This window comes from Amycolatopsis sp. cmx-8-4 (assembly GCF_046548675.1).
Taxonomy (GTDB): Bacteria; Actinomycetota; Actinomycetes; order Mycobacteriales; family Pseudonocardiaceae; genus Amycolatopsis.
In genome coordinates this window covers 147595-160403 of sequence record NZ_JAEBDZ010000019.1, presented here as the reverse complement: position 1 = coordinate 160403, position 12809 = coordinate 147595, and the positions used below count along the sequence as shown (strand labels likewise).

Genomic DNA, 12809 nt, shown 5'->3' with positions numbered 1-12809 from the left:
CGCAGCGCACCGGCCGGGGTCAGCGACCCTGACCTGACCGCCGGTGTCGGTGACGCGGTGCTGGCCCAGGTCAGCGTGCTGAGCACACTCAACAGTGCGATCAAGGCCCTGGACCGGTCGATCGCCGAGAAGATGGACACCCACCCCGACGGCGGGATCTTCCGGTCCTTCCCCCGCGCCGGGACGATCAATGCCGCCCAGATCCTGGCGGAATGGGGTGATGCCCGCGCGGCGTTCACCCACCCGGACGCGATCGCCGCGCTGGCCGGGATCACCCCGGTCACCAAAGCTTCGGGCAAGCAACGCGGCGTCAGTTTCCGGTGGGCCTGCAACAAACGTCTGCGTCTGGCCATCACCACCTTCGCCGGCAACAGCCGTTTCGCCAGCCCGTGGGCCGCCGATATCTACGACCGCGCACGCGCCTCGGGCAAGGACCACCCCCACGCGACCCGCATCCTCGCCCGCGCCTGGGTGCGGGTCATCTGGCGCTGCTGGCAGAACAGCACACCCTACGACCCGACCCTGCACGGAGGCGCCCAGCACCAGGCAAAACAACCACTCGCGGCCTGACTTTGACCCAGAGGTTGACACAAGGGGTGTCATGCGTCCTCGTTTTCCTCTGCGCCGCGCTCGAGCCGAGCGGGCAGGGTGAAGCGGAAAGTGGCACCCTCGGCACCGGCCTCGGTGTCGAGCCAGATCCGGCCACCGTGGTACTCGACGATCCGGCGGCACATGGCCAGCCCGATGCCCGTGCCCGGGTAGGCGCTGCGGGAGTGCAGCCGCTGGAACAGTGCGAAGACCCGGTCGGCGTACTCGGCTTCGATGCCGATCCCGTTGTCCCGCACCGCGAACACCCAGTCGTCGCCGTCGCGGTCCGCGGTGACGCGCACCTCCGGCGGCACCTCGCCGTGGAACTTCAGCGCGTTGCCGATGAGGTTCTGGAAGACGGCCGTCAGCAGCGCCGGCTCGACGCGGACCTCGGGCAGGTCGTCGTAGGTCACCTTGCCGCGGTTGAGCGAGAGGGCGACTTCGAGGTTCGCGAGCGCGCCGTCGACCAGCTCGCCCGCGGGGACCACGACGTGCTCCCCCGGCTTCCGGCCGACGCGGGAGAACGACAGGAGGTCGTTGATCAGGCCCTGCATGCGCTTGGCGCCGTCGACGGCGTACTCGATGTACTGCTCGCCGCGCTCGTCGAGCAGGCCCGCGTACCGCCGTTGCAGCAGCTGGCAGAAGCTGGCCACCTTCCGCAGCGGCTCCTGAAGGTCGTGCGAAGCGACGTACGCGAACTGCTCCAGGTCGGCGTTGGACCGCTCCAGCTCGTGCGTCCGCCGGTCCAGGAGCGCGTGCGCCCGCTCCAGCTCGGCCACCTCGTCGAGGATCCGCTGCCGCATGGCCTCGACGTCGCTGCCGAGCTGGACGAGCTCGATCGGCCCGTCACCGCGGACCGGCCGGTGGATGTCCTGGTCGGCGACGTGACGGACCTCGCCGGCCAGCCGCAGGATGGGCCGCGTGATGACGCGCCGCAGCCCGAGGAACAGCAGGACGAACAGCAGCAGGATGAGCACGGCGACGGCGATGAGCATCGCGGTCAGGAAGTTCGCCGCGCTGTCGAGGTCGGCGCGGCCCTCGCCGCGCAGCGTCGTGAGGTGGGCGGCCTGGGCGTCGAGGGCGCCGCGCACGGCGTCGAACTGGGTCCGGCTGCGGTCGGCCTGCGCCGGGGTGACCGCGGCCGCGGCCGCGGTGATGGTGGGTGTGACCGTCGCCTGCCAGGCCGACGCGGCCCGCAGCACGCGGTCGAGGTCGTCACCGATCTGCGTGCCCGGCGTGGCCCCGAGCTGCCGCAGCTGGGTGACGGCGTCGGCCTGCGAGCGGACGCCGTCGGTGTAGGGCGCGAGGAAGTCCGGCTGCCGGCCGAGCTGGTAACCGCGGACGCCGGTCTCCTGGTTCAGCATGGCCGTCGACAGCTGGATGGCGGCGAGCCGCTGGGAGCCGATGACGTCGAGCAGGCGGTTGCGGGCATCGGTGAGGTTGTTCAAGGCGATTCCGCCGCCGGCCAGGGCCGCGAGCAACAGCACGGCCTCGGTCACGGCGAGCAGGCTCAGCCAGCGGCGGATCGGCCAGCCGCGCACGGTCCCGCTCATCGGCTGGTCTCCCCGGGGATGTGATTGAGCAGGGCGAGGGCGACGTCGTCGTCCAGCGGGCCGGAGTTGAGGCGTTCGGCGCGGGCGATCAGTTCGTCGAGGAGGGCGCGGCCGTGGAGGCCGTCCTGGTGGCGGATGTCGAGCACCAGCTCGGCCATCCGCTCGTGGCCGAGCCGTTCGGACCCGGCGCCGACGCGGCCTTCGAACACGCCGTCGGTGTAGAGCAGCAGTGACCAGCCGGGGTCCAGCGGCACGTCGAGGGCCTCCCATTTCGTGCCCTCGACGACGCCGAGCGGGACGCCGAGGCGTTCGCCGGAGAGCAGGTGCCCGTCGCCGGGGGTGAGCAGCAGCGGCGGCAGGTGTCCCGCCAGCGACAGGCGCAGGGATCTTCGGTCCGGCGCGACGACGACCATGCAGACCGTCGCGAACAGCGGCTCGATCCGCTCGTGCACCAGGACCCGCTCGACCATGCTCAGCACGTCGGGCATCGGCAGGCCGGCCATCACCAGCGAGCGCCACGCGATCCGCAGCGCGACGCCGAGCGCGGCCTCGTCCGGGCCGTGGCCGCAAACGTCGCCGATGATCATGTTGAGACTGCCGTCGGTGAGCTCGATGGCGTCGTAGAAGTCGCCGCCGAGCAGGGAGCCGTTGCGGCCGGGCCGGTAGCGGGAGGCCAGTTCGAGGTGCGGGTCGCGCAGCAGCGGGCTGGGCAGCAGGCCGCGTTCGAGCCGCGCGTTCTCGCGGGCGAGCAGCTGCTGCTGGAGGAACTGCTGCTCGACCTGCTCGGCGCGCTTGCGCTCGCGGGCGAAGCGCAGGGCCTTCACCAGCAGCGGCCCGTCGACCTGGTCCTTGACGAGGTAGTCCTGCGCGCCGGCGGCGACCGCGGCGACGCCGGTGGCCTGGTCGTGCTGGCCGGTCAGCACGACGACCGCGACGCCGGGCGCGTGCTGGGCGAGGCGGGTGAGCCCGCCGAGCCCCATCGCGTCGGGGAGCTGGAGGTCGAGCAGGACGCAGTCGGCGGTCAGCGGCGCGGCCAGGGCGGCGGAAAGGGTCTCGACGCGTTCGAGCGCGACCGGCACGGAGGTGTCGGCGAGCATCTCGTCGACCAGCAGCGCGTCGCCGTCGTCGTCCTCGATCAGCAGTACGCGCAAGCGGGTGCGGGGATCCCACGATGAGTCGGCGGTCACCGGATTCTCCCGTTCAGCGGCACCTTGCAGGCGATCACCCTAGCGGCACCGGCCGCGGCCGCCTACGACCACACGGCCCCGCCGGAGGTAGCGATTTATAGCACCCCGATGTTCCGCTGTGTGCATAACGGTTCGGGTCGCGGCGGTCCCGTTACCTGGGTTTCCGCGCCTACGCTGCCGTTATGCCCGAGCCGCCCGTACCGGTCCGGCGCGCGGCCTTCGCGTGGTGGGGCGCGACGGCGTGCTGGTTCCTCGGTTCGCTGCTCGGCCGGTTGCTGGGCGGGCACGCCACACCGGGCGCCGGGGCCGGCGGGACCGGGGAGCGCGACGCGTTGCTGGCGACGACGTTGCCGACGCCGGTCGCGGTGCTCGCGTTCGTGGTCGCGGCCGGGCTGTGGGCGTCACTGGTGTACGGCGTGTTCCGCGGTGCCGGGTGGGCGCGTGTCGTGCTCGCGATCGCCGGCGCGCTGGGCATCCTCGACGTCGTGCTGCAGCTGTTCGCGCTCTTCGCCGCGTCCGCCCGCGATACCGGCGACCTGGTGCGGGGCCTGGCGTTCCTGCTCGTGCTGGGCCTGTCGATGGCGGGGTTCACGCTGATGTTCCGCGCGGACGCCGCGCCGTACTTCAAGCGCCGCCGCTGAGCAGGGAGCGGTAGAACGTCCGGTGCGCTTCCGCGGCCGCCGGCCACGTGTACCGCTGCGCCAGTGCGCGGCCCGGCGCCGGATCGACCCCCGCCATCGCGGCCCGCAGCTCCCGGGCGAAGCCGGGCGGGTCGACGGCGAAGCGGGCCACCTCGCCGAAGACTTCGCGCAGCACGGGCAGGTCCCGCGTCACCACCGGCACCCCGGCGGCCAGCGCCTCCATCGCGGCCAGCCCGAAGCCTTCCTTGGTCGACGGGAAGGCGAACACCGCGGCGGACGCCATCAGCGACGGCAGCTCGTCGTGCGCGACCGGGCCCAGCACCTCCGGCTCGACACCCAGTTCGGCGGCGCGTTTCTCCCAGCGGGTGCGGTAGTCGCGGTAGTCGAAGAGCGTCTCGCCGCCCGCGATGACCAGGCGGACGTCCGGTTCGGCCAGCAGCGCGTACGCCTCCAGCAGGTCCAGCGAGCCCTTGCGCGGCTCGATTCCGCCCACCGCCAAGACATAACGTCCTCGGCCGGTATCCGGGCGAGCTTTGGCGAACCGGTCGTAGTCGACGCCGTTGGGGATCACGGTCGCCTCGATGCCCCAGCCGTCGCGCACCTCGGCGGCCACGGACCCGGACACGCAGACGTGCGCGTACGGCCGGACGATCGCGCGTTCGTGGCAGGCCGCCAGCTCCGGCGTGGTGAAGGTGTCGAGGTGGTGGATCGTCCGGACGCAAGCGTCGGCGGCGTTCGCGCTGATGCAGTCCTGCGCGTGCACGACGTCGTACGCGTCCGGGGTGAACGCCGCGCGCAGCACCGCGATCGAGCGCAGGATCCGCGCGCCGACGCTCTCGCCGGGGACGTCCGGGAAGGGCACGATCGACAATCGGACAGCGGGGTCCACCGGCCGGAAGAACCCCGCGTCGCCGCCGCGGCCGAGCGTCCACACCGTGGCGTCCTCGCCGAGCGCCGCGAGGGCCTCGGCCAGCGCGAGGGTGTGCACGACACCGCCGCGGGGTTTGGTCGAGTAGCTCAGCAGGGCGATGCGCATCAGGCCTCCCGGTAGACCTCGGGTTTCCGTTCCCCCAGGTGGTGCAGCACGCGGCGGGCGTTCGCGAGTTCTTGTTCGACGTCGAGTTCGGCGACCGCGATGCCGGCTTTGGACCAGGTCCGCGCGAGGATCTCGCCACCCGGGCCGACGACCTTGGCCTGGCCGAGGAACCGCATGCCGCCCATCGCGCCGGTCTGGTTGGACGACACGAGCACGACCTGGTTCTCCGCGGCCCGCGCCTGGTCGTAGAGGTCGAACAGCCGCGACTGCCGGTCCTGCGCCATCCTCGCCGCGCGGTTGGTGATGCTGGTCGGCCACGCGCTCAGGCAGGCGACGATGTCCGCGCCGTCGACCGCCAGCGAGCGGGCCGACTCGGGGAACGTCTTGTCGTAGTCGATCAGCATGCCGAGCCGCCCGACCGGCGTGTCGAACGCGGCGAACTCGGCGCCCGGTTCGTACGCGATGCTCTCCCCCGGCGGCTGGTGGACCTTGCGGTGCCGGCCGAGCACGCCGTCACCCGTGACGCACACCGCGGAGTTGTAGCGCCGCGGCCCGTCCGCCTCGCAGTAACCGACGCACACCACCATCTCCGCCGCCAGCGACTGGATCGTCTTCAGCTCCGGACAGTCGGGGTCGAGGGCCGGCGGGAGCGCCTCCGGGTCCGGATGGCGGAGGTCGGCGAGGTAACCGCCGAGGGCCGCGTCCGGCAGCACCAGCAGCGCGGCGCCGGCCGAGCGCGCGTGGTCGATCAGCGTCGCGATGCGCTGCAGGTCGAAGTCGAGGTCGCGGCCGAAGTGCGCGGCGACGGCGGCGATCCGGATCTGCCCCATTCACGGGACACTAACGGGGTAGGCGTCCGGCCGTCTGTCCGCCAGGTGCCCCATCGACCGGCGCGCCGTGGCGAGCGCGGCCTGGACGTCGATCTCGGCGATCGCCATCCCTTCGGCGACGCCGGTGTCGGCGACGATCTCGCCGCCCGGGTCGACGATCTTCGCCCCGGCCACGAACCGCAGGTCGCCGAAGGTGCCGGACTGGTTGGCCGAAACCCAGACGATCTGGTTCTCCAGCGCACGGGCCCGGTCGAAGAGGTCGAACCGCCGTTTCCAGCGGTCCTGCGCGAGGTCGGCGGCCGCGTTGGTCCGGCTGCCGGGCCAGGCGCTCATGCAGACGACGACCTCGGCGCCGTCCAGCGCGAGCGCCCGCGCGGATTCGGGGAAAGCCTTGTCGTAACAGATCATCATGCCCAGGCGCCCGACCGGCGTGTCGAACGCGGCGAACCCGCGGCCGGCGCCGTAGCTGGCGTTTTCGGCCAGCGGCTGGTGGACCTTGCGGTGGTTCCCGAGGACGCCGTCGCCGGTCACGCAGACCGCGGAGTTGTAACGGCGGCCGCCGGCGAGTTCGCAGTACCCCGCCGTGACGACGAGGTCGCCGGCCAGCGCGGCCAGCCGCTTCACCTCCGGGCCGTCGACGGCCAGCGCGGGCGGCCCTTCGGCGCCGCCGTCGAGATTGGCGAGATAGCCGCCGAGGGCCGCTTCCGGCAGCGCCAGCAGCCGCACGCCCTCGGCCTTCGCCTCGCCGATCAGCTTCTCGATGCGCGCGAAGTCACCCTCGAGATCGCGGTCGAACGGCGCGGCGACCGCGGCCATCCTGAGTATCGTCATGCAGTCGAAGAAGCGGCCGCCGACGAGCTTGATGTGCCCGCTCATCCCGCCGCCGAAGTGGACGAGGTGCAGCTTGACGTCGCCGGCGTAGGCGTCGACGAGCTTGCCGACCTCGTCGATGTCCGACGCCGCGCCCGGCGACGTGTGGACGTGCACGACGAGGTCGTGTTCCCTTGCGGTGGCGAAGATCTTGTCGAGCTGCGGCTTGCACGTGGGGTCGGATGCCTTGCCGCCCAGCAGGAAGCTGAGCTTCAGCGCTCGCACGCCGTCCTCGCCCGCCAGCCTCAACGCGTCGTCGGTCCGGACGGCGTCTTCGGCTCGCGGCGACACCCACAACGCGGCGCTGATCCGGTCGTCCTTGCCTGCCGCCTCGACGCAGAGCTCGTTGAAGGAGAACGCGATCGCCGGGTCCGGCACGCCGTAGTTCGGGATCACCAGCGCGCGTTCGGTGCCCTCCCGGTCCAGATCGGACAGCAGCTCGCCGATCGTCGCGCGGCTGCCGATCGCCGGGGCGACCGGCGGCCCGCCGTAGAACGGGAACGCCGGGAGCACGCCCAGGTGGCGGTGGGCGTCGTTCGTCCAGCGCTTCATGCGACCGTCCTCGGCGCGACCCAGTCGTCGTCGGCCGGGTAGGTGCTGACCGGCGTGCCCGACAGCCAGCGGACGTCGCCGCGGCCGCCTCCGGTGATCCGCCTCGCGAGGTATTCCGCGTCGGCGGCGACACCACAGAACCGCCCGGAGCCCCAGGTGTGCTGCCAGGGCAGGCCGAGGAAGTACAGGCCGGGGCAGCTGGTCACGCCACGGTGGTGCGTCGGGTAGCCCTTGCCGTCGAAGACCGGGACGTCGATCCAGCGGTGGTCGCGGCCGAATCCGGTGCTCCAGACGACGGCGGAAAGCGCTTCCGCGTCGAGGGTTTTCCGGCTGCCTCGTGGCTCCCAGACCGGCTTGTAGCGGTCCTCTCTCGGCGCAGCCACCCCGCGTTTCGCGATGTAGGCGTCGATGGAGTCCTTGATGCCCTCGGAGACGGCGTCCGCCGCGTCGAGGTTGCGGCGCAGGTCGTCGGCGAACGTCAACTGTCCACTTCGGACGCTGCCGAGCCGCCCGTAGAGCCGCATGCCCTGGACGGCGAACGCGCGCAGGTCGATGTCGTGGCCGCCGTCGCGTCCGGTGACGTAGTGGTTGGCGCGGAACCGCACGGCGTCCGCGTCGGCGAACTCGTCGATTCCCCGGGCGTAGTAACCCATTTCGTCGAGCCAGGCCACGACGTCCCGGCCACGGTAACGCCGGGCGACCCGCGGCGCGGACCCGACGGCGAGGTGCACGCGGCGTCCGGCGAGGTGCAGGTCCTCGGCGATCTGGCAGCCGGACTGCCCGGTGCCGACGACCAGGACGTCGCCGTCGGGCAGCTGGTCCGGGTTGCGGTACTCGGCCGAGTGCAGCTGGACGACGTGCTCCGGCAGCCGTTCGGCCAGCCGCGGCTTCAGCGGCACCTGGTACGGGCCGGTGGCCAGCACGACGTGGTCGGCGGTCAGCTCGCCGGCCGACGTCGTCAGCCGGAACCCGCCGCCGGGCAGCTGCCGCAGCCGCTTCGCTTCGACGCCCTCGCGCAGCGGGACGTCGAAGGCTTTCACGTACGACTCGAGGTAGGTGACGATCTCCTCCCGGACCATGAAACCGTCCGGGTCATCACCCGGGTAGGGGAAACCGGGGAGCCGGCACTGCCAATTCGGCGTGACCAGGCAGAAACTGTCCCAGCGGCGGGTCCGCCATTCGTGCCCCGCGCGCTCGCGTTCGAGCACGAGGTGCCCGACTCCGGCGGAGGTCAGGCAGTGGGACATGGACAGTCCCGCCTGGCCGCCGCCGACCACGATCACCGGCCGGTGCAGGCCGTCGAGCTCGAAGTTCATGCCGATCAGTGCAACGGCGAACCATTTCCGGACGGTTTCATCCGGAACATCGGCGCGTTACCAGAACGCCGTTGAGTAACGCTTCGCCAGGCGCCCGGTTAACAGTCAGGCGGCCGCGATGCGTTGCGGCGCAGGGAATCGTGGTGGCCGGCCGGCCTTCGGACGGCGGCACCGCGAGGCTCCGACGAGCCGACGACCGCGGCGCGGATCAGCGGCCGGGGCGGCCGTGCCCGTGCTGCCACGAGCTGATCGCCGAGCTCACCATGTCGCGCCACTGGTCCTCGGGCGGCGGCGTCGACGACGTCGCCACGGGGTTCGCGGGCTTGCGCCCCGCGACGGGCCGGCTCGTCGTCTTGACGGGGGTGTCCTGCAGCCCGGCGGTGAGCGGCGGCGGTTCGGCCGAGGCGCTGAACGTCGCGACGGCCTCGCTCGAGGTCGCTGGCGGCGGTGGCGCGGCGGCCCCCGGCGGCGGCACGGCCGTCCCGCCGACCTCGTGCGGCTGGAACAGCACCACGGCGGCCAGCCCGAGCGCGACGGCCGCGACCGCCCCGATGACGAACGGCTGCGTACGCCGCGGCCGGTCGTCCGGCGGGGCGTCGAGCGGGCGGTCGTCAGCGACGTCTTCGGCCGCCAATTCGGCGTCGAGGATCGCCAGCGGGTCGGGTCTGGGCTCTTCGGGTTCGGCGGCAAGCTCCTCGGCGAGCTTCGCGTCGAGTTCACCGCGGATCATCAGCGGCTTCGTCTGCGAGAGGTTCACCAGTTCGGCGACCGAGGGGAGTTCGCCCTCACCGCCCGTGCGTGCCATCGAAGGACCTCCACCTGCCGGCGTCACCTGGCCGCGTACGGGGGTCACCCTACTGGGCGACTACAGGGTGGAGTCCACCGTGTGCCGTCAGCTCCACCAGTGCGCGTCACCGACGCTGGTGAAGCCCAGGGAGTCGTAAAGCGGCTTGCCCGCCCGAGCCGCGGTCAGCGTCACGGGCAGGCCGTCGAACTGCCGCAGCACGGCGTGCATCAGCGTCCGCCCGATGCCCTTCGAGCGGTGCTCCGGCATCGTCGTCACCCAGTACGCGCCGCCGACGCCGCCGTGGGCCATGGTCAGGCAGGCACCCGCGTCGCCGAGGGTGAAGAAGGCCGGGCCGTCCTGCTCCAGCAGCGACGGCGGGAAGACGTCGTCGGCCCGGTAGTGCTCCAGCGGGAAGCCGTCCACGACGATGCGCCCGGCCCGGACCAGATCGCCGCCGGTCGCGACGCGGTGGACACCGGCGGGCTCGGGCGCGGGCGCCGGTTCGCGCACCATCACCGGCAGCTGGTGCGCGGTCATCCCGATGGCCGTGAGGTCGAGCGTGCCGAAGGGATCCTCGACGACCAGGGCACGGCCGCCGTCCTGGTACGTCTTCGCGGCCGACGCCGGGTCTTCCAGGGGGTCCGGGGTGGTCAGCATGATCCGCACAGCGGCCGGGCCGTCGATCACCACGAAGCCCTCGTGCTCCCGGACGTCGTGGCCACGAGCCCGGCCGAGGACGGTCCACATCGCGACGGCGTTGTCGCAGGCCTGCTGCAGACGCTTGGTCATGCCGGGCAGCCTAAGACGGGATTGGCCCGGCCCACAGAGCCAATTCGAGGGTGTCGGGCCGGGCCACTGCCGACCGGCGCCGAAGCAGACAGAACAGATCCGCCTGACTGTGTCGAGCCAGCCGGCCGTCAGCCGGCGCCGAGGCAGACGAAGGGGCGGCGGAACGGGTCGACGGCGATCGCGTCGGCCAGGGCCAGCGCGGGACTGTCGCGGACCGCGAGGGCCCGGTAGTAGTCGTCCATCGCGGCGGCCGAGGCGAGGTCGCCGACTCGGGACAGGGGTGCGATCACCGTCCGCGAGCCGCTCGCCAGCAGGGCGCTGGCGAACCCGAGGGCCTCGTCGCCCGGCCGGATCCGGTTGAGCGCGAGCTCGCACGCGGCGAACACGACCTGTCGCGGCGGCTGCCGCAACCCGGCCATCTCGTGCCCGAACAGAGCGCCGTCGGCGAGCTCGAGGCGCGAGAAGAGCGCGTTCTCCGGCTCGTGCGCGCCGTGGGCGGCGAAGTGGGCCAGCTTGGCGCCATCCATCGCGCGCAGCACGGACTTCACGGTCGCCTTGGCGCCGGTCATCGTCGTCGCGGTGCGGTAGTGCGTGGTCAGCTTCTCGAGCTCACCGCGCGCGCCGGCCAGCCCCGGCCCGCGGACGAGCACGATCTTGCGGGCCCGCGACAGCTTCGTCCGCTCGGCGGCGAGCCACGCGGTCGCGGACGGCGCGACGACGGTCGGCCGGCCCCGCAGCCCCGGCAGGACACCCCACGGCACGGCGTACAGCGGCCCGGTGGGAACGATGACGAGATCACGGTCGCCGAACAGCTTCTCCAGGGGCTGGATCAACTGCGCGTCGAGCTTGTCGGCCTGCTTGCGCGCCGACACCATGACGACCTCGGCCAGCCGTTCGGGCAGGTTGTCCGGCGCGAGCGCGTCGAGGTCGACGTTCAGCACGCGCGCGGACTCGGCGGCGTCCCCGGCCGACCCGAGCCGCACCAGCCGGCACTCACCCCCGGCGACGACCACCGCGACCAGCTCGTCCCCGGAGGCGGCGAAGCTGACCAAGGCCCGCTCGCCGAGCTGCCCGACGACTTCGCCCAACCCGGCCACCGGCCGCGGCCGGCCCCAGCGTCCGGTGTGCCAGCCGAGCCGCTGGGCTTCCCGCAGGCGTTCGTTGTACTTGGCGCGCAGGCCCGCGATCGGGTGCCCGTCGTGCTGGGCCTCCTGGATGGCCTGCCCGAGACCCCGCACCTCGGCCACCCGCGCGGCCAGCTCGGGATCGGTCCCGGCGGAGAGCGGTTCGTAGCGGTAGGTCTGCGCGCGGGTCCGCTCCAGCCAGACGAAGAGCCGCCGGGCGTCATTGCGCTCCAGCACCAGCTTCACGGCGAGGTCGGCGAGCTCTTGACCGTGCAACGCGGTCCCGGACACGAGGTCCAGCCCACCCATCCGATCCCGGACGGCGTCGAGCTCGGTCAGCCCGGACCGGATCTCGGTGAGCGCCTTGGCCCGGCTCCCCTGAGCAACGGCCAGCTCGGCCCGGCAGAGCCGTCGAAGCATCCGGTAGTCGATGGGAGTCAGCTGCCCGGGCCGCGGCACTTTCTGCAGCGTCTCAGCGGCCCGCTTGAGGTTCCCCCGCCGGATGTCCAACCGGACGGCCAGCATGCGAGCGGTAGCGGCCTGGTCGACCAGCTGCGGCTGCGACATCTTCTCGGCGGTGTTGATCGCCCGCGTGGGCAACGCCGAAGGGACGGTGTCCTCGCGCAACGCTTGGCGCGTGTCCGCGTGCAGCCCGACGATCGTCGCGTTGGCCGTGCACGTCCGGCAACCCGCACGCTGCATGCCACGCCGCGCCGAAGCCGCCATCTGCCGGGCGAGTTCGAGTTCGTCGTTGAGCAGAGCTGCCGACGCCCGGTGGATCTCCGCGAACGCCAGCTCGCGAGTGATCACCTGCTCACTCCGCATCAGCTCGAGGACTTCGTCGAGGTGCCCGGAGGCCTCTTCGGCCAGACCGGCGGACAAGAGCGCTTCCGCCTGTTCGAGCTGCAAGAGAGCCGGGATCTCTCGACCCAGGCCTCGGTAGGTGCGTTCACTCTCCTCGTACAGCCGCAGGGCTTCGGGAACGTCCCCGGTGCGCTGGGCCAATCCCCCTAGAGTCCGCCGGACGTCCGCGGCGACCGTGCCGAGCTCGTACTTCTCGGCCAGCTCGATCGACCGGGTCAGGTCCGCGCGGGCTTGCCCGACGTTGCCCAGCTTCGTGTGCGACCAGCCACGCGTGGAGAGCGTCTGGACGAACGCGCCCATCCGGGCCTCGGGGTTCGGGCCCATCTCCAACCGGTACTCGTGGTGCTCGATCGACTGGTCGAAGTACTTGATGCTCTCTTCGTAGCGCCCGACGGTCATGAGCTTCACGGCGTAGTTGTGGTTGAGGGAGCCGTTGAGCTCGGCTCGAAGCACCAAGTCCGACACGGTACTGACGAGCAGCCGAACATCGTCCAGTCCGGCCAGCCCCGCCGGCACGTCCCCGGTGATCTCGGTCGACATCGCCGCCAAGGTGCTGGCCAGCCGGATCCGGGTCACCAGCCAGTCGGTGTGGTGCTCGTCGTGCACCGGGTAGATGGAGTCGAGCATGCCCATTCCCCGACGCAACAACCTGACACCCTCGCGGTAGCGACC

The 12809-nt window shown here is 72.1% G+C and carries 11 protein-coding genes; 2 read left to right on the top strand and 9 right to left on the bottom strand.

All coding sequences use genetic code 11. The features are described from left to right. Positions 1-570 (top strand): transposase (locus tag ACLJQZ_RS33570; RefSeq protein ID WP_410623828.1); only part of this gene is annotated, 570 nt, incomplete at its 5' end. Positions 571-599: 29 nt separating this feature from the next. On the opposite strand, the gene ACLJQZ_RS33565 is transcribed toward ACLJQZ_RS33570, so the two are convergent. After that, positions 600-2141: a sensor histidine kinase gene (locus ACLJQZ_RS33565; RefSeq protein WP_410623827.1), complete on the bottom strand. Its 1542-nt coding sequence runs from the start codon at positions 2139-2141 to the stop codon at positions 600-602. Continuing rightward, positions 2138-3328 (bottom strand): PP2C family protein-serine/threonine phosphatase, encoded by a 1191-nt coding sequence (locus ACLJQZ_RS33560; protein ID WP_326943990.1) that lies wholly within the window; start codon positions 3326-3328, stop codon positions 2138-2140. The genes ACLJQZ_RS33565 and ACLJQZ_RS33560 overlap by 4 nt, the downstream gene beginning before the upstream one ends. Before the next feature lie 182 nt (positions 3329-3510). Between ACLJQZ_RS33560 and ACLJQZ_RS33555 the strand changes: the two genes are divergently transcribed. Further along, on the top strand, positions 3511-3969 hold the full coding sequence (locus tag ACLJQZ_RS33555; RefSeq protein WP_410623826.1) for a hypothetical protein: 459 nt from the start codon (positions 3511-3513) through the stop codon (positions 3967-3969). Here ACLJQZ_RS33555 and ACLJQZ_RS33550 read toward each other — a convergent pair. The 7 genes from ACLJQZ_RS33550 to ACLJQZ_RS33520 all read right to left on the bottom strand — a co-directional run bounded on the left by ACLJQZ_RS33550 (position 3953) and on the right by ACLJQZ_RS33520 (position 12770). Continuing rightward, positions 3953-5005, bottom strand: a complete 1053-nt coding sequence (locus ACLJQZ_RS33550; RefSeq protein WP_410623825.1) for an MSMEG_0565 family glycosyltransferase — start codon at positions 5003-5005, stop codon at positions 3953-3955. The two genes, ACLJQZ_RS33555 and ACLJQZ_RS33550, sit on opposite strands and share 17 nt — an antisense overlap. Beyond that, entirely contained in the window at positions 5005-5835 is an 831-nt protein-coding gene (locus tag ACLJQZ_RS33545) for a carbon-nitrogen hydrolase family protein (RefSeq protein ID WP_410623824.1), read from the bottom strand. The genes ACLJQZ_RS33550 and ACLJQZ_RS33545 overlap by 1 nt, the downstream gene beginning before the upstream one ends. Then, entirely contained in the window at positions 5836-6666 is an 831-nt protein-coding gene (locus ACLJQZ_RS33540; RefSeq protein WP_410623837.1) for a carbon-nitrogen hydrolase family protein, read from the bottom strand. Positions 6667-7253: 587 nt separating this feature from the next. Beyond that, on the bottom strand, positions 7254-8573 hold the full coding sequence (locus ACLJQZ_RS33535; RefSeq protein WP_410623823.1) for an MSMEG_0569 family flavin-dependent oxidoreductase: 1320 nt from the start codon (positions 8571-8573) through the stop codon (positions 7254-7256). 208 nt (positions 8574-8781) lie between these two features. Continuing rightward, complete coding sequence (locus ACLJQZ_RS33530; RefSeq protein ID WP_410623822.1) at positions 8782-9378, bottom strand: hypothetical protein; 597 nt, start codon at positions 9376-9378, stop codon at positions 8782-8784. 87 nt (positions 9379-9465) lie between these two features. Further along, on the bottom strand, positions 9466-10149 hold the full coding sequence (locus ACLJQZ_RS33525; protein ID WP_410623821.1) for a GNAT family N-acetyltransferase: 684 nt from the start codon (positions 10147-10149) through the stop codon (positions 9466-9468). A gap of 128 nt (positions 10150-10277) precedes the next feature. Then, a complete protein-coding gene (locus ACLJQZ_RS33520; protein ID WP_410623836.1) occupies positions 10278-12770 on the bottom strand; it encodes a CHAT domain-containing protein in 2493 nt (830 codons plus the stop codon). Positions 12771-12809: the final 39 nt, after the last annotated feature.

Coding starts and splice junctions, on each gene's coding strand:
- ACLJQZ_RS33530 (WP_410623822.1), bottom strand. CDS start 9,378: ATGGCACGCACGGGCGGTGAGGGCGAACTCCCCTCGGTCGCCGAACTG.
- ACLJQZ_RS33525 (WP_410623821.1), bottom strand. CDS start 10,149: ATGACCAAGCGTCTGCAGCAGGCCTGCGACAACGCCGTCGCGATGTGG.
- ACLJQZ_RS33545 (WP_410623824.1), bottom strand. CDS start 5,835: ATGGGGCAGATCCGGATCGCCGCCGTCGCCGCGCACTTCGGCCGCGAC.
- ACLJQZ_RS33535 (WP_410623823.1), bottom strand. CDS start 8,573: ATGAACTTCGAGCTCGACGGCCTGCACCGGCCGGTGATCGTGGTCGGC.
- ACLJQZ_RS33540 (WP_410623837.1), bottom strand. CDS start 6,666: ATGACGATACTCAGGATGGCCGCGGTCGCCGCGCCGTTCGACCGCGAT.
- ACLJQZ_RS33550 (WP_410623825.1), bottom strand. CDS start 5,005: ATGCGCATCGCCCTGCTGAGCTACTCGACCAAACCCCGCGGCGGTGTC.
- ACLJQZ_RS33520 (WP_410623836.1), bottom strand. CDS start 12,770: ATGGGCATGCTCGACTCCATCTACCCGGTGCACGACGAGCACCACACC.
- ACLJQZ_RS33565 (WP_410623827.1), bottom strand. CDS start 2,141: ATGAGCGGGACCGTGCGCGGCTGGCCGATCCGCCGCTGGCTGAGCCTG.
- ACLJQZ_RS33555 (WP_410623826.1), top strand. CDS start 3,511: ATGCCCGAGCCGCCCGTACCGGTCCGGCGCGCGGCCTTCGCGTGGTGG.